Genomic DNA, 19,078 nt, shown 5'->3' on the forward strand with positions numbered 1-19,078 from the left:
GCATATTTAAAGGCAGAGATTTCACTTCGAGATAATGCAGTTTATTTATTCGATTACGGATCAGACAACAGGTGAATTAGGATTCAATGGCCGCCGATCGTATGCCGTCCGATAATGGGTTGCGACACCAGCCGGTTTACGAACCCATCGTCCCACTGGCGACGGAGTGCTTCATCTGGCGAACGGATGATTATCCATTATCCTGGAGCGTGTGGAACGCACATCCGGAATGCGAGATCCATCTGATCAAAAGCGCCGGCGGAACCTGCCATATCGGCGATTTCATCGGCGGGTTCGACCCGGGCGATCTGTTCATCGTCGGCCGCGGGTTGCCCCATAATTGGGTGACACCTCTAAAACCGCGCGACCGCATCGAAAACCGCGACGTCATCGTACAGTTCGACGAGGATAGAATTCTCGCCGCCGCGAATCTCATGCCAGAGCTCACCGACCTTCGATCCTTTTTCCTGCGCGCGAGACGCGGGATTGCCTTCAATGGCGAGGCCAGGACGCAAGGGGCCGAAATCATGGAGGCAATGGGAAAAGCGGATGGCATCGAGCGCTTGTCACTATTCCTTACCTTGCTTGCCATCCTGTCGAAAAGCGCCGAAACGGCTCTTTTATCTTCGGAAGGCTTCTCGCTTCATACGAACCCATCGACGAACCAGACCGTTCGCGAAGTGCTTGCTTGGATCTCGGCAAACTACCAGAATGATATCAGGATTGAGCAACCGGCAGCGCTGATCGGGATGACTGGGACGTCCTTCTCGCGCTTCTTCAAACGCAATACCGGAACCACCTTCAGCAACTATCTGATCGAGCTTAGGATGGGAAAAGCAAGCGAGCTCCTGCTCCGCTCAGACTTACCGATAACGACGATCGCCGCGGAAGCAGGTTACGACAATCTTTCGAATTTCAATCTGAGTTTCAAAAAGTCTCGAGGCATGACGCCGACAGGCTTCCGCAAAAGCCGAGGCCTTTGACTGACGAGTTTATGTCCCTATTTGGTCATCATGGCGGTAATTTAGGACAGAATGGACATGATATCATTAGTTTTGGCTATCTAAAACGCTAGTTCCATATCCGCGAACGAGGTATTTGTTTGCCGTCTCGTGGGAGGGAACCATGGAAATAGATTTTGCCGCTTCGTCCGCGCTTGAACCGCCCGTCGCTATGACGTCGATGCTTCGCGGTTCCGATCCTTCACCGGATCACGGCGACGTCGAGCGCGTCGAATTTTTTGTAAAAAAAGCGAATGCTGATCTGGAAAGCTGTCTGGTGTTGGCGGGCCGGAAGAGGCTAGGACAGCGCTGGTTCGAGCTCGAAAGCAGCGTCAATTCCTGCTGTGTTGGAATGATCTTTCGCGCGGGCCAGCAAAGCGAGGCGGTAGCAGACCTTCTGTCGGAAGGATTTCATGGCGCAGCGATGCCTGGCGCGATCGCGGTCGTAGGCGCGGACGGCGTTCTGCTGGACCGGCTCGTGGGGCTCGCCGGTCTCCAGAAAAAATCCGGCTCGATCCCTTTTGAATGGCCGCCTATTTTGGTGTCCGTTTCTGTCACAGATCCTGCATTGGTCAAAACCATGCTGGCTGTCGGTGAGATCACGGCTATGGGCGTCCCGATCGAACTCGACGTTTTTGACGGCAATCAACCAACCGGTAGAATCCACGGATTCTTGCAGAAAAATCTGGTCCAGCATTTTCCAAAAATGTTCTGACTAGCAGCCACTCAACAACAAAAGCTTCAAAGGGAGAGAAACCATGTCTTCAAGACTGCAGGGAAAGCATGCCATGATCACTGGTGCCGCGCGCGGCATTGGGCTGGCATTCGCCAAGGCCTATATCGGGGAAGGCGCACGGGTCGCGATCTGCGACATCGATATCGGACGGGCGGAGCAATCGGCCAAGGAACTTGGTGAAAATGCAATTGCGGTCAAGATCGATGTGACGAAGAAGGAGAGCATCGACGCCGCCGTCCGGCAGGTCGTCGACGCGTTCGGAAGCATCGATATCCTGATCAACAACGCGGCGCTTTTCACCGCTGCTCCGCTTGTCGAAATTACGGAAGCTGACTACCGGCGTGTATTCGACGTCAACGTCTACGGACCGCTGTTTACGATGCAGGCCGTTGCAGCTCAGATGATTGCGCAAGGCAAAGGCGGCAAGATCATCAATATGGCATCTCAGGCAGGCCGCCGCGGCGAGCCGCTGGTCGCAGTATATTGCGCGACGAAGGCTGCGGTAATTAGCCTTACCCAGTCTGCGGCTTTGAATCTGATCGAGCACAAGATCAACGTCAACGCGATCGCGCCCGGCGTTGTCGACGGCGAGCATTGGGATGGCGTCGATGCCTTCTTTGCCAAGTATGAGAATAAAGCGCCTGGCCAGAAGAAGAAAGAAGTCGGAGAAGCTGTACCGTACGGCCGCATGGGAACAGCTGAGGACCTGACCGGTATGGCAGTTTTCCTCGCTTCGGCGGATTCAGACTACGTTGTTGCCCAGTGCTACAATGTCGATGGCGGTCAGTGGATGAGCTGAAATCACCGAATGGCGCAGAGACGTCACATTGCGTGGCGTCTTCACCCGCGGCAAACGGTCGGCAATAATCGATGACCTTCGATCTGGCTCAGTACCCTTGCCAAGTTGTCACCAGCTCGTTGATCGGTTTTCAGTTTTTTGCTCCCGTCAGGAACAGCGAGAGCCGAGCAGCCACTGTTTCGTCGAGGGGCCGACCTTGCAGCAGTCGGTACCAGAACACACCATGTAAAGCATCGACCATCATTTCGAGATCGATGCCGCTGCTTAATTCACCGCGCGCAATCCCGCGCTGGATGATGGCCACCGCTACCTGAGCCCGTGGAAGCACAAAGCGCTCTCGGAAGATCTGCAGGAAGCTGTCGTCGGTCTGGGCGGAGGCGATTAAGTTGCGGATCGCTGGACCATCGCGGCGAATATTGTCGAACAGATTGACCAGGAAACGTTCGAGGACCTGTGCAACTGGGCCATCCGCCACCACCTCTTGGTGCGAAGCACTATCGAGAAAAGCGTCCAGCACAAGCTCAGCCTTGCTAGACCATCGGCGGTAAATCGTTTGCCGCCCTACCCCCGCTGCGGCTGCGATCGAAGCGATCGTGACATCCTCAAACCCTTTCTCGCCAACCAATCGCCGCGTGACATCGAGTAATGCCGGTGTGGCCTCTTCATCTCGCGGTCGCCCCGCCGGCCGGCTCTGCGTCTTGACGGTATCTTCCATGCCCAACTCCTATTGCGAGATCGAAGTCTCGTATATATTGAGACTGACGTCTCGTAATAAACCTTACGATGCGCCCGTCTCACTTCAATGGAGAAAACCATGGCACAACTCAAGCCAATCGGCGCCTTCACGCTTTTATCTGTAGCATGCCTGACCATCATGGTTGGGTGTGTCATTGTCCCGGGACTGCCGAGCATAGCCGCTGCCCTCGGTGTCGGCCCTGCGTCGAGCTGGCTTGTTACTTTGCCGTCGCTCGGGGTCGCCGTCTTCGGCCTGGCGGTCGGGCGCCTAATCGAGAGGCTGGGCAGCCGCCGCGCCCTCGTGATCGGCCTCCTTCTCTATGGCCTGCTTGGCTACGCAGCCGTCTGGTTGCGCGGTTATCCAGCGGTGCTTCTCGATAGATTTTTGCTGGGCGGCGCGACAGCGATAGTGATGTCGGCCGGCACCACATTGATTTCCGAATTTTTCGATGGAGAAGCGCGGCTCAAGATGATCTCACGGCAGGGTATGGCGATCGAGCTTGGCGGCGTCGTCTTTCTTGCCATCGGTGGCATGCTTGCGGGGATCGGGTGGCAGCATCCTTTCCTGCTGTATTTGGTCGCCTGGATCTTTGCGGCGATGGTTGTCACTTTCGTGCCGCACAGCCCCCCGTCATCCGGAAAAGTCGAACCAGGCGCGACTGACTCTGCCCCAGCCATGTGGGACGTCTATCTTGCAGCAGCATGCTCGATGATCGTATTTTTTGCGGCAGTCATTCTGTTGCCTCAGAAGCTGGCGGATATGGGTATGGGCGAAGTGAAGATTGGTTACTTTCTTTCCTTTATTTCCCTGGTAGCCGTCGGCGCGGCTTTCGTTATGCCCCGTTTTATGGACGCACTCGGCTCGATGAGGACTTTAATGATCGCGTTCTCGGCCTATGCCTTGGGACACGTGATCTTTTTCGCGGCGGGCTCGTTTCCACTCATCGTTGTGGCCGGCATGCTCGTGGGTTGCGGCTTTGGTTTCTCGATACCGCTCGTCAACCACTTGACCATCGAGCGCAGTCCCGTTGCCCTGCGGGGCCGGCTTCTCGGCTACCTGTCGGTAGCGATTTTCATGGGTCAGTTTCTGTCTGCCTTCATCGAGATGCTTCCTCTTACGCGGGCCGGCTTTTTTATTGTCGCAGCGCTCGTCGCGTTCATGGCGTTTTGTCTCTTCGCAGTCAGGACAAGGGCTGCTCCCGTTGGCGTCGACGAGGGACGTGCCGGGTCATAAGAGCGACGGCGTGTGATCTCTCGGCATGTTGCCAGCATCTCTTGCAGCCGTGAGCGAAGTTTGGATCATATGCCGCATCCACTCATGGGCAGGATCGGCGTCGTTGGAACTGTGCCATAACAGTGAAATCGGCACTGACGGCATTTCGAATGGTGGCGGGGAGGCCCGGAGACCAAGCTGACGAACGAAATATCTGGCAAGTCCGCCATGGATCGTGGCCACAACCGGTGTGGCGAGCACAATGAACGGTATAGACAGGACATGCCTGGTCGTCATTGTGATCCGCCGCTTTGCTTCCCTCATCGCGAGCTGTTCACCAACAGCATCATGGCCAGCTGCTTTGCTCGACAGTACCAGATGGCGGGCAGACAGGTATTCGTCGAGCCCAATTGGATTGGAGAACTCCAGCAGCTCGCCATTGTAGATGCAGAGATAGTCGTCAGTGTGCAGCAGCTTCCTCTTATGATGGACCTGCCCCTCTGAGAAAATCCCCACCGCCATATCGATTGTGCCCGCGTCGAGTTCTCGAAGAACATCCACTTCATCGACGTTTTTGAGCTCAAGTCGGATACCGGGCGCGCTCTCTCCGATGCGTTGGAGAATCTCTGGGATGATGAGAACTTCGGCAGCATCCGGCAATGCGATGGTGAATGTACGCTCTGCCGAGTGAGGATCAAAGGCAGCCGAGCGGCTGACAAGGCGATCAATCTCCGTCATGATCCTTGAAAGGGGCTCGATCAACGTGCGCGCATAGGGCGTCATGACCAAGCCACCGGCATCGCGCGTGAAGAGTTCGTCGCCCATCGTTTTGCGCAGCCGCCCAAGATTGTAGCTCATTGCTGACTGGCTGATGCCCTGGTCCTCGGCCGCTTTTGTGACGCTCCCGTTTGCGAGCAGCCGTTGAAGGCTATTCAGAAGGTTGAGGTCGATGTCTCTCATTAGTCCCATCGATTTGGTAAATAGATGTCATTTGTTGGACTGATATCGAATGAACATGTAAATTTCAATCATCGCAATTCATCCAGGAGTGAACCTGATGACTTCATTCGGACGTCGTAATCTTCTCAAGGGCATTCCGGCCCTGGCAGCTGGAGCAGCAGGAGCAACCATGATCAAAGCATCTCCGACTGAAGCAGCGGATGCAGTGTCCGCTCTCGATAACAGCGCCGTTACCTATCTGCCGGTCGCAGCCCAGAAGCAGCTCATCGCCAACACCCAGTTGCTCAAGGGTAAGTCCTACGAAACATTCTTCAACCCGCATCTCGTCGTGCCAACAAATGATGCTCGCGCTCTGCAGATTGGCCCTTTGGACAAGCCGGACTGCCTGACGCCGAGCGTTGCCGATCTGAACCGGCTGATCGATCCGGCTTACAAGACGCCGAAGCAGGGCTATGCCGTTCTCGATGGCTCGACCGTCTATGTTCAGAATAGCCTGTTCTTCCCGCGCGCCACCGCCGAGATGTTCCGGTGGTGGTTCACCTGGCATCCGATCGAGAAAGAGCGTTACATGCTCTGGTTCCCGCATGCCCATATCGAAAATACCGTGAAAGACCCGGCTCGCCTTGCCAACAAGAGCCTGAGCTACGAGGATCGGCTTTACGACAATCCGAACTACGTCAAGGAGCTTGTCGGCCCCCAGGCCATGGAGCTGTTGATCCGCTTTACCGACCCTGCAAAGCTCGGCTTTGACGCTGCAGCCTTCAAGCGCGCCGGGTTTACCGCAAATGCGAGCGGCATTGTCGGTCCGGCGCAGGCACCCGACGTCATCAATTCGATGATGATCCACATCGCCAGAGATGTGGAAGGTGGCATGGAACTGGTCAGCCGGTACTGGATCGGCTCGCACCCGGAGATGCGCCGTTTTGCCGGCGCCGAGAAGGCCGCGGCGATGATGGCGCATGTCGGTTGGAACGACCAGCTCGCTGAAATGACCGCCTACGAGCTCGCCGTTCATGACATGATCGAGTTCAATCACCTGGCTGGTATTCTTCCCGCTCTGTTCGCACAGTTCGGCGAGGGATAACTCAATGGGCATGACAACAAGGATCACGGCGATGAGTGCTGTCATCGCCGCCGCATCGGCGATGGCCCCCTCGTCCTCGGCAGCCGCCGACAAATTTCTATGGGGGGCGGCTTCGGCCGCCTACCAGGTCGAGGGATCCTCGACTGCGGATGGAAAGGGCCCCTCGGTCTGGGACGACTATCTCGATCGCCTTCATCTTGCTGGCCCAGGCGTTTCCGGAGCCGTCGCCATCGACTTCTACAATCGCGACCAATATCTGAGGGATATCGCCATTTTCAAAGAGCTTGGGCTGACGAGTTACCGGTTTTCGATATCGTGGCCGCGGATTATTCCGGACGGCCTTGGTCCCGTCAATCCTGCCGCGGTCGCCCACTATCGCCAGTTCATCAAGGATTTGAAGGACGCAGGCATCACGCCGATGCTGACGCTCTACCATTGGGACATGCCCTCTTCTCTCGCCGCAGCGGGTGGCTGGGAAAATCGTGACTCGGTGAAGTGGTTTCAGCGTTACGCGGATGCGGTCTTCGCCAACTTCCACGATCAGGTCGATCTCTTCGTTCTGATCAACGAACCTTCGGTCGAAAGAGCGACGAAGACGCTTGCCGAGAACATTCGCGACCATGGCAAGGGCGATTTCAAGATCCTGCCCGATGCGGACCACATGGCTGTTTCGCTCAAGACCTACAATCACATTCTTCTTGCTGCAGCGGCAGCAAAGAAGAGCTTCGACGCGCATGGCTACAAGGGCCAGCTTGGTCTCGCCGTACCGCTTTTCCCGACGATCACGGAAGATGGTGCAGGCGATGCCGACAAGAAATCGGCTGTACTGGCCGACGGCGTGCTGAACCGCTGGTTCCTCGACGCCATGTACAAAGGTAGCTATCCCCAGGATGTGCTGGACATGGTATCAGCGCGGGGCCTTGATACTGGCGTCGAGCCGGATGATGCCAAGACGATCGGGCAAGCCCATTTCGACTATCTGGGCATCAACTTCTATTCGCCGATGTACGTCCGCAACGGCGCTAATCCGACTGATAGATTTGCCGCCGAGCAGTATCTGCCCAAGACGGTGTACTCGGCATTCAACGGCGCTGTTCGTCCGGACCAATTCAAGGCCCTGCTGGGTCGCATGAAGAGCGAATACGGTAACCCGCCTGTCTATATCACCGAGAATGGCGCCGGCTTTGCCGGCGAAGACGTGATGAAGGACGGTAAGGTCGACGACATCCAGCGATGCCGTTACCTTGTCATCCACATTGCCGCGATGAAGTCAGCGATGACAGACGGCGCCGATGTCAGGGGCTATCACGTCTGGTCCAGTCACGACAATCTTGAGTGGCTCAGCGGCTATGCAAGCCGTTTCGGCATGATTTATGTCGACTGGGAAACCCAAAAGCGCACGCCGAAGCTGAGCGCCGACTTATACGCCCGTATCATCCGCGGCGACGACGTCACCGAGAACGACTGCGTCGCTCGGAACTAGGATTTCGGATCGCGTCGCACGAGGCAGGTGCGATCCGGATCGTGCCATGAAGGAATCGCCCCACTCCTTCATGGCACGCAGGACCGGCCACAGCGTTTTGCCAAACTCCGTCAGAGAGTATTCCACACGGGGTGGAACCTCGGCAAAAACCTCCCGATTGACGATCCCGTCGTCCTCAAGCTGCCGGAGTTGCATCGTGATCGAGCGCTGGCTTGGGTCGCCTGTCATACGGCGCAGCTCCCCGAAGCGCTTGGGGCCGTCCAACAGGTGATAAATGATGACGGGCTTCCACTTGCCGCCAGCCACATCGACCGTCGCCTCCACGGGGCAGTTGTACATTTCCTTCGCCATCGACAATCCCAATAGTGTACTTTTTACCCCTATGCTCAGAAATGTTGCCTAGTTGCAATATTGAAGTTCGAGAAGGTAGTGATCGAGACACGCAAAGGAGAATTTCGATGAAGGCAGCATTCTATGACAGACAGGGCGGCCCTGAGGTTTTGACCATCGGAGAGCTTCCCGATGCGGAACCCGGCCATGGACAGGTTCGCGTCAAGGTCGCGGTGTCGGGCCTCAATCCGACGGACCTGAAGACACGAGGCGGATTTGCCGGTGCTCCGATGCCCTTCCCGAAAATTGTTCCCCATCAGGATGGCGCTGGCACCATCGACAAGGTTGGTCCGGGCATCTCCCCAAACCGTATCGGCGAACGTGTGTGGATGTATAAGGCGCAGACAGGGCAGCCGTTCGGCACCGCTGCGGAATATATCACCCTCCCGTCTAAACACGCCGTTCGCTTGGGTGACAATGCGTCCTTCGAAGTCGGTGCATCGCTTGGTATTGCCGCCATCACGGCACATCGTTGCCTTTTTGCCGATGGCGATATCAGAGGTCGCCGCGTTCTCGTGCAGGGTGGTGCTGGCGCAGTCGGAACGGCAGCCATCCTTCTTGCCAAATGGGCCGGTGCGGAAGTCGCCGCAACAGTGAGCCGCGACGAGCAGGCGAAAGTCGCGCGAGCAGCAGGCGCCGACCTCATCATCAACCGCAAGACCGACGACATTCCAGGGGCTATCAAGACCTGGACGGAGGGACGCGGCGTTGATCGTATCGTTGACGTCGATATGGCAGCAAATATCGATACAGACATTGCGTGCCTCGCCCCGAGCGGGGTTGTCACGGCCTACGCGACGGAGGATCCGCAGGTCCGTCTTTCCATGCCGTTTCTGAAAACGATGTTCGGCGGCTATGCTTTCCGCTTTGTCTTCTTCTATTCGATTCCGGAAGAAGCGTTCCGCCTGGCCGTTAAAGACGTGTCGGCTTGTGTGGATGTAGGAGCCTACAAACCCGCCATCGGACTGAAGGTGCCGCTGGACAATATTGCGGAGGCGCATGCTGCCCAAAATTCGGGATCGGTCGTCGGCAAGATATTGGTCGAGATTTAAGGCAGATGCGTTGGACCTGGGCCCATTCCAGGTCCAGAAACCGGGCGATTCATGAGCGCTATCGGCCGCTGAATAAAACCGGCGGATAGAGGGATCGCCGGAACCTCCTAGCGGTCACCCCGCTTGGCGGATTCATAGAAATGGAGGAGAAACATCGTGAAACTAATAGCCCCTCTTCGGCCTGCTTGCGTCCGGTCACGTCGAGAAAAATGCCTGTCATCACGCGAGCGACGATATCGTCGTCACTTCCCTGCCCCCGCGCCGAAATCCAGCGGACGTCAAGACCGCTCAATATCCGAAAGTCAATTTCATAGGGCCCGACGAGCGCGCGCGTGGCGACGAAAGCGGCCCTTACACGGTCTCGATCGGCCGGATGGATCTTGGCCGAAAGATCTTCGAAGGAAAGGATACCATTGGCGCCAAGATCCCAGAGCTCGTATCCCCGGAGATCCATGATGAACGCGTCCGTGTCGACGTTCCATGTCCACAGAGCGACGCCTGCGGCCTTGATAGCGCGTCGTAGCTGACCGGACGTCCATTCCATATTCTCTTCAAGATCGATCACGGTGTTACCTCTCGGAGGTTAACCCTTGCGTGTGCGTTTTGCGATGAGGACGGCAGAGGCCTTCGCGATGTCCTCGGCTTCCTTCGCAAGGCGTGCCTCGCGCAGTCTTTGGGTCTTCGCTTCGCGCGCCTGGACGACAGAGTCCAACTCTTCGATCGCATGATTGCTGGCGAAGAACTGCGACTGGGTATGGCCAAAGGCAATCTCGGCCTGCTGCCTGGATTTCGAGTGTGTCTGTGTCATGAACAGTTCCAATTGGAAAAGCCCGCTCAGGGCGAGCACAAAAAAGGCCAGGCTATTCGCCCGGCCTCGCAGATACGCGGTTTCGTCAGTGCTAGTACATCCGTGGTCAAGAACGGAACCGGGTTGGGGTTAGGCTGCCTGGAGGTTGCAGGCCGACATCTTGCCCGACTTCACGTCGCGCTCAAGTTCGTAACCAAGCTTCTGGCCCTCGACGATTTCGCGCATTCCGGCGCGTTCAACAGCCGAGATATGGACGAACGCGTCAGCGCCGCCGTTGTCAGGCTCGATGAAGCCAAAGCCCTTGGTGGAGTTAAACCATTTTACTGTGCCTGTGGTCATGATGATGATCCCTTTCAAAGCATGATTGATCGACCGCGCAACGGAGGCGACGCGGATGGTGACAGCGATGTTTTTGAAAGGAAGGTTCGCTCAAGGCGCGGTGCTAATCACGCGGTAACCAAAGCTCAGCAAGCAAAATATCGATAAAACCAAAAATAGAAGCAGCACACCTATAAGTCAACCTTTAGTTTTACCTGCTCATTGAAGGAACCGGTTTTCAGTCCATATCATGGTGATGGAAAAAACTCAGATTGACGACATCAATGCCCAGATCCTCAAGCTTCGGACGGCGCTGCCGATCTGGGGCGTGGAGGCGAACGATCTCGTCGAGCTCGCTCAGAACGCCGAGCGGGCGGCAATCCAGGTGGACGAGCGGACAATGCAGCGCGTCCGCGGTTTGATCGAAACTACGACTGGTTGGCACAATACCCTTCTCTACTGGGAAGAGCAGGATGCGGCTCCCGCCCTGAGCGCTGATATTAGGGTCCTGCGCGGGTCACTCGATGCAATGCGAACCGAGGTCTCAGCTGCCACCGGCATGTTCCCGTCCTGAGGTTTTGGAACGATGTCGGCCGCCGGCAGCAACGTTCGTGCGTCAGACCCGTTGTGAGCAATTGCAGCGCTTCCAAGGTAAGGATAACGACATGAGCGAAACCAAGGAGTTTTCTGTCAGCACCAATGGCAACCGCTGGTCGTTGGAGACCAGCGATGGGGAAACGGTCGTTAGACACACGGCCAATGAGCCGTCGGGTGGGCATCAAACCCTCACCGCCCTCGCGACATTCCTCGAGGAGCGAGCCGGCAAGCCCGAACACGCGGCACTCCTCCAGGTGCTTGGGCAGACCCAGAACGAAATTGAGCAGCAATTGCGCGCCGGCGAAACAGACACGTCATCCCACAGAACCGCGATGGAATATCTTCGCCTCGGCGGCCAGCGGCTTGCGAAGGTCGATGATGATATCGTTAGCACTAGAACATGGGACGGCGAGCCGCCGGAGGCCAAAGCCTACTGGCAGGCCAACGTAGAGCCCTTGGATGAAAAAGGGCGTCGAGAGGTCGCTCTCCACCTACCGTCGATTAGCGAACGCTAACCCCAGACCGGAGAATATCATGGTTGACGAACGAAAAGATCAAGGAAGCGATGCATCAAGAAGTGACCCGGAAACAGCCGATCAGGCGCGAGAAGACCTGAAGAAGCAGGCTAAAAAGGGCATCGAAAAGGCGATGAGGGCTGATAAATCCGACGGTGCGGACATTCGTCCGGAGCAGGATCCCGCCGAAGGCTCTCGTGAAGTCATTGAGCGAGACTTATCTCGTTAAAACCAATCTTGGCCAGACTCGCCCGCCTCGAAAGGATCGGAACCAGCGACCCCGCAGTTGGAAGCAACCAAGTCTGGAGTCATTTGGCTCAACGGGTTCAGCCTATTCGAGCGCCACTCCTAAACTGGCGCCCGCATTTCAAAATTCCAACTTGCAGTTAGCCGACGTACGATCACCAGGGCTGGCGACCATGGCTTCCGAAAAATCCTCCTGTGGGGCCGTCGCTACCGATCAATGCCATCTTGATTGCTGTCAGCGCCCCCTCCTCCGGCGAGATAAAGCCCGTATTCTTGTTGAGATCCGTGCGGACATGACCGGGCTCGACGACATTCACCTTGATGCCGAACGGCGCGAGCTCCTTCGCGAAGGAAACCGTCACGGCGTTGAGGGCGACCTTGGAAGCGGTGTAATCGAGCAGATTGACGCTCGAGTAGAGTGAGGTCGGATCGGTGATAAGAGCGAGCGATCCGACGCCGCTGCCCATCATGACGACACGCGCGTCGCGTGCCGCCTTCAGCAGAGGAACAAAGGCTTGGGTCACCCGGATGGGTCCGAACAAGTTCACCTCGAAGGTCAACTTGATGTCCTCCATCGGAATCTGGCTTGGTGGCGTAGTGACATCGACCAAGATCCCGGCATTGTTGACAAGAACCTGGAGCGCGTCGGTTTCGTCGGAGAGCCGTTTAGCGGCCTCACGAACGCTGGCGTCGTCGGCGACATCGATTGCAAGGAACCTCGCATCCAGGCCGTCCGTCATGAGCTCTGCAACCGCCGCCTCTCCCCGCTCGCGATCTCGGGCACCGATCCAGACCGTCATGCCTTGCTCGGCCAACCCTTTGGCAATGGCAAAGCCAATGCCCTTATTCGCGCCGGTTATCAGCGCATGTTTCTTCTCAGTGCTCAATTTCAAACCTCAATTTTTGGAGCCGTTTGACTGCCCTTGTCGTCTGATAGCGGAAGCGACGGCTACCAGGGCTGCGTGCCGTCGTGTCCGAAGAAGCCGCCCGTCGGGCCGTCGGCGCCAATCGTCGCAAGTCGGATCGCGCTTGCGGCACCCTCATCCGGTGTCAGTGCACCGTTGTTGCCGTTGAGGTCGGTGGCTACGCTGCCCGGCTCGACGGCGTTGACCTTGATGCCGAACGGCGCGAGCTCCTTGGCAAAGGCAACACTCACCGCATTCAACGCCGTCTTCGAAGAGTTGTAGGCGAGCAGGTTCGCCGTGGAATAGATCGACGTTGGATCGGTGACGAGACCGAGGGACCCAAGGCCGCTGCTCATCATTACGACGCGAGCGCCGGCGGCCTTCTTTAGAAGCGGTAGAAACGCCTGTGTCACGCGGATCGGCCCGAAGACGTTGACCTCATAGACGGCTTTCAACTCGTCCATGGACTGCTCGCTCGGCGGATTTGAGAAACCCAAGGCGATCCCGGCATTGTTGACCAGCACATCGAGGGATCCCAACTGCCTGTTCAGGAAGATAGCGGCTGCTTCGACACTGCCGGGATCCGCCACATCGATCAGGAGGTGACGGGCGTCGACGCCCGCCCCCTCGAGTCCGACAACGGCTGCGCGTCCGCGCGCGGCATCACGGGATCCGACCCAGACCTGATATCCGAGGGCACCGAGTCCCCTGGCGATCGACAGTCCGATACCCTTGTTTGCGCCGGTGATCAGCGCTGTCGGTTGATTGGTCATGACTGATCCATCATGCCTTCGACTTGTCGATCGGCTGGCCGACGTGATGATGGAGGTCACCAAAGTGGCGTGGCTTCAAAAGGCGGTAGACGAAACGCCATTCGCCATCGTGCTTTTCGAACGTATCGACATAGCGGCCCGTGCAGATCGGCTGCAGCGGGAAACCTTCGAGTTCCTGATGGACAGTGAAGTAGCAGACGGAATTTGCCTTCTCTCCCGAGGCATCGACGTCGATGATGATGTTGGAAACCTGGTGCCACGTCCGCGGGGTACCATCACCATGTCGCTGGACACCGGCTGCTAGGTACTTTTCAATGCCGTCGCGGGTGCTTGCCGTTTCCCCGAGGATATCCATGGTGGCATGCTGGAGAAGTTCGCCGACCTGATCGAACTTTCCGTCGTCCAGAAGGTGGGTGTAGGTCGCGAGCAACCGCGTGATGGCGCTTTCGGCTTCGAGGCGTGCGATGATGTCTGTGGTATTGGTCATGACAGTTCCTTTGAGATTGGCGGGCCCGAAGGCTCCGTGCGGGGTTTAAAAGTGAGCGGCTTGGGGTTTTGGAACCTCAGTGCCGATTGAGGGAGCCTTTGGGCGCACCGTCCGGATCGCGACCAGAGTGGCGAGAAGCGAGATCACTGCGGCGACCGCGAATGCAGTTCCAAGTCCGACCGTGAACTGGCCCGGAACCGAGCTGCCCGCATAGACGGCAGCGATGATTGCGAGGCCAAGCGCACCGCCAACCTGCTGGTCCATCTGCAGGAGCCCCGAGGCCGCACCTGCATGCTCAGCAGGCACGCCTTCCATGATCGCGACTGTCCCGGGCGTGAAGACCAGCGCGACGCCGATGGCATGCATGACGAGGGGCACGAACACGGCAGGGAAATAGGCGCTGTTACCGCCGAGTACCGCAAAGCCGACGAAGCTCAGAGCAACCAGCACTCCGCCTAAGGCCAAGAGCGGTCGAGGCCCGAACCTGACGATCAAGCGGGGCATGGACGGCGAGACCGTAAATACGGTGGCAGTCAGCGGCAGATAGGCAAGCCCCGCTATCAGTGGTGCGAAACCGAGGACCTGCTGCAGGTACTGCACGATCAGAAACAGCATCGAGAAGTGCATTCCAACGATGATCGCCATCACGATCAGTCCGCCGACGCGTGGCCGACTGTGCAGCAGCGACAGGTCGAGGAGAGGTTCCGCAGCCCATTTCTCGATCCGGAAGAACGACACGAGCAGAGCAGCGGAGATGGCGAAGGACAGGATTGTAGACGCCGCTGTCCACCCGTGCTCGGCAGCGCTGATGAAGGCATAGACGAGCACCACCGATCCAAGGGTCGCCGTCAGCGCACCTGCAATGTCAAGCCGCGCTGGTTTCGGTTCCGTTTCCTTGACCAGACGGCCAATGAGAATGAGGACGACGGCCCCGATCGGGACGTTGATCAGAAGTGACCAACGCCATGATAGCAGGTCGGTTAGGGCGCCGCCAAGAATGAGCCCGACAGAAGCTCCGACCGAGGAAATCGAGATGAAGAGGGAGAGGCCCTGGTTCCGCTCGGTTTCATCACGCGCCATCGTCGTGATGAGAGCGAGAACGCTTGGTCCGGCAAGAGCTGCCCCGGCACCCTGGAGAACACGTGCCAGGATCAGGAGAAACGGCGTTCCAGCGATACCGCCCATGAGCGATGCCGCAACGAATACAGCAATGCCGATCTTGAAGGCTTTCACCTGGCCATAGATGTCACCGAGGCGGCCCCCAGCTAAGAGAAGGCCACCGAACGCCAAGGCGAAGGCGTTCGGCACCCACGAAAGCCCGGCCGGGGTAAATCCGAGCTCTGTCTGGATCTTTGGCAGCGCGACCAGCACGATCAGGAAGTCCATCGTCAGCATGAGCTGAGCCGTCAGGATCGTCGTCAGCGCTATTGCACGTCGAAGACGTGAGTAATTCGAGGACATGGGTCCTCCTTGGCTGGTCGCCATGTCGCGCCACCTTTTCAAGAAGTCTTGGGTGTTGAAGGATTGGGCCGGGCTTTGCTCAGCCCACGCGCGTCAGATCTGCGATGCGCCGCCGTCGACGATCAGTTCGACGCCGTTGATGTAGCCAGCGTCCTCGCTGGCGAGGAAGGCGACAGCTTTGGCAATGTCCTTCGGCTGTCCAAGACGGCCCACTGTGCTCTTGGTTTCGAGATGCGCGAGAATCTCGTCGCGCTTTTCCTCGGGGAAGAAGTCGTAGAGGGACTGGGTTCTGACCGGGCCCGGGCTGACGACGTTGATACGGATGCCAGAACCACGGATGTCGTCGATCCAGGATCTTGCCAGATTCCGAAGGCCCGCCTTGGTCGCACCGTAGACGCTCATCATCGTGCCGGGTTGGATAGAAGCCGTCGATCCGATCAGCACAACTGCGCCGCCGGAACCCATCAGCGGCAGGGCCTTCTGCACGGTGAAGATGACACCCTTCAAGTTGGTGTCGAAAATGCTGTCATATTGCTCTTCGGTGATGGCGCCCAAGGGAGCCAGAATGCCAAAGCCCGCATTGGCAACGAGAATGTCGAGCGTCGAATATTCGGACTTGATAGCGGCATACAGTGTATCGAGTTCCTGGAGGTTGGAAACGTCTGCTTTGATCCCCTTGGTGTCGCCGCCGATCTCTTTGACCGCGGCATCGAGCTTTGCGTCCTGGCGACCCGTGATGATGACCTTGGCGCCAAGTGAAGCCAGTTCCTTGGCAATCCCCAGACCGATCCCTGACGATCCGCCCGTGACGAGCGCGACTTTTCCTTCGAATGACATCGATGTTTCCTTTATGACGATGGCAACCTATTTAGCGGTCGCTATATAGACAGCTACAGTCGTTTGGAGTGCGACGCAACATCTATTTAGCGGTCGCTATATATTTTCTCAATGAGCTTGCCGCCGCAGCTAGCGCTCGCTATAAAGAGAGGCTGAACAGGTGATCCATGGAAACAAAAGTTCGCAGGAGGCGTCCGGCCTTCGACCGGGAAGAAGGGGTGGCGATTGCCCAAGGTCTCTTTCATGAACGCGGTTACGATGCCGTGGGCGTGGCTGACCTGTGCGACGCGCTTGGTATCGTCGCACCCAGTCTCTATGCGGCCTATGGAAGCAAGGCCGAGCTGTTCAATCGGGCGATGAAGCGTTATGTCGAGACCGATTTCTTGCCTCTGGACGACATCCTCACGCCGGACAGCAAGCCAGCGGAAGCGTTGACGAAGCTCTTTATCAGGGCGACCGAACAATACACCCGCCACGATAAGTGGAAGGGCTGCATGGTCACAGAAGGCATGCGCGCTGACGACGAAACGGCGCGAAACATGGCTGCCGAGCTGGCCAAGGGTGGTAGCGACCTCATCGCCAGCTACATCCGTGACCATCATGCAAAGGATCCAGAGCGGGTAACCGATTACGTTCTGATGACCCTCCGTGGTCTGTCTTCCTATGCATGCCTCGGCTATTCGACAGAGCGTTTAACCCACTGTGCGGAAATGGCCGGGCGCGCGCTGGACGACGACTTCGCAAGTTAAGCTGCCTGCAGCGTAATACGCTTTTGAAAAAGTTCGAACCATCGACCGCAAAGAACCTTCTCTTAATTAGATAGTTGCGCGTTTTTGGGTTCGAACACATCTGTACTTTCACGCGCTTCCGGCACCTTGAATCGCGCCATGTCTTTGATCGGCGGAAGACCGAACATGCGAGCGTATTCCCGACTGAACTGTGAGGCGCTTTCGTAGCCTACCGCGAAGGCAACGGCTGTCGCTTCCCGCTGCTCGAACAGCATCAGCCGGCGGGCCTGGAGGAGCCGCAACTTCTTCTGGTACTGGATCGGCGTCATTGCCGTCATCGCCGCGAAATGTCTGTAGAAAGCCGGCACGCTCATTCCCGCCAGCGTCGCAAGCGCCTCTGAACGGATGGTCTCGGCAAAGTGCTCGCGGATCCAGTCGATAGTTCGGCGGATCTGCGACATCCGGCTGGTCCCGCGAGCGATCTGTCTGAGCATGTCGCCTTGGGGTCCCTGAGACACTCTGAACAGTATCTCTCGTTCGATCATTGGTGCCAACATTGCTATATCGTCAGGATGGTCGATGAGACGCATCATCCTCAGCCAGGCGTCGATATGATCCGGCCCAGCGTTCGACACGACAAACTCCGAGTTCTCCCGGCACGCGCCGCCATCTCCCCCAAGCACGCTTGCGATCACCGAGGGGTCGAGCGCCAAGCTCACTGCTAGAAACGGGCCCCCCGCGTCATCGGAACTGACTTGACCAATGGCCGGAAGGTGAACGGGAACCACGAAATAGCTGGCCGGATAGAACCGCAATACGCGCGTGCCCACGGACAGTGTCTTCCTCCCCTGCAGGACGACGTGCAGCATCGGCTCGTAGACCTGATCCGAGCATGCTTCGCTCCGGACCATCGACACGCGGGGTATCCCGGTGGCCGTCCACCTGCTTTCGGCGCGCATCACGATGCTGCGCAATTCATCCATCGCATTTTCCATGAGACGCATATGGCGACCGGCACGCGCGCGAGCAAGCGGATGAGAAGAATAGGCAAGGATGAGAGAAGAACCGGCACGCGGGCGGCGCATCTGCAACCCACATTTCGATTGTCGATAGGGCCGACCGGCTCCGACACATGAGACATAAGAGGTTTTCAGATGAGACTAAATGGAAAAATCGCCGTCGTGACTGGCGCCTCCAGCGGCATCGGCGCCGGGATTGCCAAGGCGCTCGGCGCCGAGGGCGCGACCGTCGTCGTCAACTACGCCACCAGCCAGAAGGGTGCCGACGCCGTCGTCGCATCGATCGAGGCGGCCGGCGGGAAGGCTGTCGCCGTGCAGGCGGACATGAGCAAATCGGCGGATGTCATTCGCCTGTACGAGACCGTGAGGGCCAACCACGGCAAGCTCGACATTCTGGTGAACAACGCCGGTATCGCCGTCTTCGAAATGGTCGCTGACCTGACGGAAGAGGCGTTCCACAAGCAGTTCAACCTCAACGTCCTCGGATACTTCCTCGCCATCCGCGAGGGGCTGAAGATCTTCGGTGACGGGGGTGGCAGCATCATTAACATCAGCTCGATCCTCAGCACCGATCCCTATCTGGCGTCGAGCGTCTACGCGGCCACCAAGGGCGCCGTCGACACGATGACCTTCGCCCTGGCGCGCGAACTTGGCCCCCGTGGCATCCGGGTGAACTCGATCCTGCCGGGCCATACGAATACGCCGGCAACCGACGGCAATTTTGCCGGTGAACTCGGCGAAAAACTGCTCGCCGGTACGCCGCTTGGCCGCTTCGGCGAACCGGAAGACATTGCACCGGTCGCGGTCTTCCTTGCCTCCGACGATGCACACTGGGTCACCGGCGAATCCCTGCGCGCCTCAGGCGGCGTCCGCGGCGTCGGTTACTGACCAGCAGGTCGTCTTCACACCCCTGCTTTTACGACGTCCGGCC

At 57.9% G+C, this 19,078-nt stretch carries 23 protein-coding genes and 1 pseudogene; 12 read left to right on the forward strand and 12 right to left on the reverse strand.

Annotated elements, in window-relative coordinates:
* Positions 1–86 precede the first annotated feature (86 nt).
* The 3 genes from EDF70_RS27710 (at position 87) to EDF70_RS27720 (ending at position 2,536) form a co-directional block, all read left to right on the forward strand.
* On the forward strand, positions 87–983 hold the full coding sequence (locus EDF70_RS27710; RefSeq protein WP_132280877.1) for an AraC family transcriptional regulator: 897 nt from the start codon (positions 87–89) through the stop codon (positions 981–983).
* A gap of 142 nt (positions 984–1,125) precedes the next feature.
* A complete protein-coding gene (locus EDF70_RS27715) occupies positions 1,126–1,716 on the forward strand; it encodes a hypothetical protein (RefSeq protein ID WP_132280880.1) in 591 nt (196 codons plus the stop codon).
* Positions 1,717–1,759: 43 nt separating this feature from the next.
* Positions 1,760–2,536, forward strand: a complete 777-nt coding sequence (locus EDF70_RS27720; protein WP_132280883.1) for an L-iditol 2-dehydrogenase — start codon at positions 1,760–1,762, stop codon at positions 2,534–2,536.
* Between the two features lie 130 nt (positions 2,537–2,666).
* Here EDF70_RS27720 and EDF70_RS27725 read toward each other — a convergent pair whose 3' ends face one another.
* Positions 2,667–3,251 (reverse strand): TetR/AcrR family transcriptional regulator, encoded by a 585-nt coding sequence (locus tag EDF70_RS27725; RefSeq protein ID WP_132280886.1) that lies wholly within the window; start codon positions 3,249–3,251, stop codon positions 2,667–2,669.
* Positions 3,252–3,350: 99 nt separating this feature from the next.
* On the opposite strand from EDF70_RS27725, the gene EDF70_RS27730 reads away from it, so the two are divergent.
* A complete protein-coding gene (locus EDF70_RS27730) occupies positions 3,351–4,505 on the forward strand; it encodes an MFS transporter (protein WP_207908345.1) in 1,155 nt (384 codons plus the stop codon).
* On the opposite strand, the gene EDF70_RS27735 is transcribed toward EDF70_RS27730, so the two are convergent.
* Positions 4,500–5,444: a LysR family transcriptional regulator gene (locus tag EDF70_RS27735; protein WP_165932165.1), complete on the reverse strand. Its 945-nt coding sequence runs from the start codon at positions 5,442–5,444 to the stop codon at positions 4,500–4,502. The genes EDF70_RS27730 and EDF70_RS27735 overlap by 6 nt on opposite strands.
* A gap of 169 nt (positions 5,445–5,613) precedes the next feature.
* On the opposite strand from EDF70_RS27735, the gene EDF70_RS27740 reads away from it, so the two are divergent.
* Complete coding sequence (locus EDF70_RS27740; protein WP_245519403.1) at positions 5,614–6,528, forward strand: 2,4-diacetylphloroglucinol hydrolase; 915 nt, start codon at positions 5,614–5,616, stop codon at positions 6,526–6,528.
* Between the two features lie 31 nt (positions 6,529–6,559).
* Positions 6,560–8,011: a family 1 glycosylhydrolase gene (locus tag EDF70_RS27745; RefSeq protein ID WP_207908346.1), complete on the forward strand. Its 1,452-nt coding sequence runs from the start codon at positions 6,560–6,562 to the stop codon at positions 8,009–8,011.
* Here the strand turns inward: EDF70_RS27745 and EDF70_RS27750 are convergent.
* The gene (locus tag EDF70_RS27750) at positions 7,949–8,362 is read right to left on the reverse strand and encodes a helix-turn-helix domain-containing protein (protein ID WP_132280892.1); all 414 of its coding nucleotides are present in this window, start codon (positions 8,360–8,362) and stop codon (positions 7,949–7,951) included. The genes EDF70_RS27745 and EDF70_RS27750 overlap by 63 nt on opposite strands.
* A 107-nt stretch (positions 8,363–8,469) precedes the next feature.
* On the opposite strand from EDF70_RS27750, the gene EDF70_RS27755 reads away from it, so the two are divergent.
* Positions 8,470–9,453, forward strand: a complete 984-nt coding sequence (locus EDF70_RS27755) for an NADPH:quinone reductase (protein WP_132280895.1) — start codon at positions 8,470–8,472, stop codon at positions 9,451–9,453.
* A gap of 169 nt (positions 9,454–9,622) precedes the next feature.
* Here EDF70_RS27755 and EDF70_RS27760 read toward each other — a convergent pair.
* From EDF70_RS27760 to EDF70_RS27770, 3 genes and pseudogenes are all read right to left on the reverse strand, one after another.
* A pseudogene (locus tag EDF70_RS27760) lies at positions 9,623–9,997 on the reverse strand (histidine kinase); the annotation flags it as partial.
* 39 nt (positions 9,998–10,036) lie between these two features.
* Positions 10,037–10,261, reverse strand: coding sequence for a hypothetical protein (locus EDF70_RS27765; RefSeq protein ID WP_132280898.1), 225 nt, complete (start codon positions 10,259–10,261; stop codon positions 10,037–10,039).
* Positions 10,262–10,390: 129 nt separating this feature from the next.
* On the reverse strand, positions 10,391–10,600 hold the full coding sequence (locus EDF70_RS27770; protein WP_112506291.1) for a cold-shock protein: 210 nt from the start codon (positions 10,598–10,600) through the stop codon (positions 10,391–10,393).
* A 229-nt stretch (positions 10,601–10,829) separates the two neighbouring features.
* On the opposite strand from EDF70_RS27770, the gene EDF70_RS27775 reads away from it, so the two are divergent.
* The 3 genes from EDF70_RS27775 to EDF70_RS27785 all read left to right on the forward strand — a co-directional run bounded on the left by EDF70_RS27775 (position 10,830) and on the right by EDF70_RS27785 (position 11,920).
* The gene (locus EDF70_RS27775; protein WP_112506290.1) at positions 10,830–11,153 is read left to right on the forward strand and encodes a hypothetical protein; all 324 of its coding nucleotides are present in this window, start codon (positions 10,830–10,832) and stop codon (positions 11,151–11,153) included.
* A 91-nt stretch (positions 11,154–11,244) separates the two neighbouring features.
* Positions 11,245–11,691, forward strand: a complete 447-nt coding sequence (locus tag EDF70_RS30510; RefSeq protein ID WP_245519404.1) for a hypothetical protein — start codon at positions 11,245–11,247, stop codon at positions 11,689–11,691.
* Between the two features lie 19 nt (positions 11,692–11,710).
* Positions 11,711–11,920 (forward strand): hypothetical protein, encoded by a 210-nt coding sequence (locus EDF70_RS27785; protein WP_132280901.1) that lies wholly within the window; start codon positions 11,711–11,713, stop codon positions 11,918–11,920.
* Positions 11,921–12,092: 172 nt separating this feature from the next.
* Here EDF70_RS27785 and EDF70_RS27790 read toward each other — a convergent pair whose 3' ends face one another.
* From EDF70_RS27790 to EDF70_RS27810, 5 genes are all read right to left on the reverse strand, one after another.
* Entirely contained in the window at positions 12,093–12,824 is a 732-nt protein-coding gene (locus EDF70_RS27790; protein ID WP_132280904.1) for an SDR family oxidoreductase, read from the reverse strand.
* Positions 12,825–12,886: 62 nt separating this feature from the next.
* Complete coding sequence (locus EDF70_RS27795; RefSeq protein WP_132280908.1) at positions 12,887–13,615, reverse strand: SDR family oxidoreductase; 729 nt, start codon at positions 13,613–13,615, stop codon at positions 12,887–12,889.
* A gap of 10 nt (positions 13,616–13,625) precedes the next feature.
* Positions 13,626–14,102, reverse strand: coding sequence for a nuclear transport factor 2 family protein (locus tag EDF70_RS27800; RefSeq protein WP_132280911.1), 477 nt, complete (start codon positions 14,100–14,102; stop codon positions 13,626–13,628).
* Positions 14,103–14,147: 45 nt separating this feature from the next.
* Positions 14,148–15,563 carry an MFS transporter gene (locus tag EDF70_RS27805; RefSeq protein ID WP_245519405.1) on the reverse strand — a complete coding sequence of 472 codons (1,416 nt, stop codon included), beginning with the start codon at positions 15,561–15,563 and terminating at the stop codon, positions 14,148–14,150.
* Positions 15,564–15,656: 93 nt separating this feature from the next.
* Positions 15,657–16,400 (reverse strand): SDR family oxidoreductase, encoded by a 744-nt coding sequence (locus EDF70_RS27810; RefSeq protein WP_132280917.1) that lies wholly within the window; start codon positions 16,398–16,400, stop codon positions 15,657–15,659.
* A 167-nt stretch (positions 16,401–16,567) separates the two neighbouring features.
* On the opposite strand from EDF70_RS27810, the gene EDF70_RS27815 reads away from it, so the two are divergent.
* Positions 16,568–17,149 (forward strand): TetR/AcrR family transcriptional regulator, encoded by a 582-nt coding sequence (locus tag EDF70_RS27815; protein WP_132280920.1) that lies wholly within the window; start codon positions 16,568–16,570, stop codon positions 17,147–17,149.
* A gap of 62 nt (positions 17,150–17,211) precedes the next feature.
* Here EDF70_RS27815 and EDF70_RS27820 read toward each other — a convergent pair whose 3' ends face one another.
* Entirely contained in the window at positions 17,212–18,111 is a 900-nt protein-coding gene (locus tag EDF70_RS27820; RefSeq protein WP_348639744.1) for an AraC family transcriptional regulator, read from the reverse strand.
* Positions 18,112–18,282: 171 nt separating this feature from the next.
* Here EDF70_RS27820 and EDF70_RS27825 point away from each other — a divergent pair, with 171 nt between their 5' ends.
* The gene (locus EDF70_RS27825; RefSeq protein WP_132280923.1) at positions 18,283–19,035 is read left to right on the forward strand and encodes a glucose 1-dehydrogenase; all 753 of its coding nucleotides are present in this window, start codon (positions 18,283–18,285) and stop codon (positions 19,033–19,035) included.
* The last annotated feature ends 43 nt before the right edge of the window (positions 19,036–19,078 follow it).

This window comes from Neorhizobium sp. JUb45 (genome assembly GCF_004343585.1).
Classification (GTDB): domain Bacteria; phylum Pseudomonadota; class Alphaproteobacteria; order Rhizobiales; family Rhizobiaceae; genus Neorhizobium.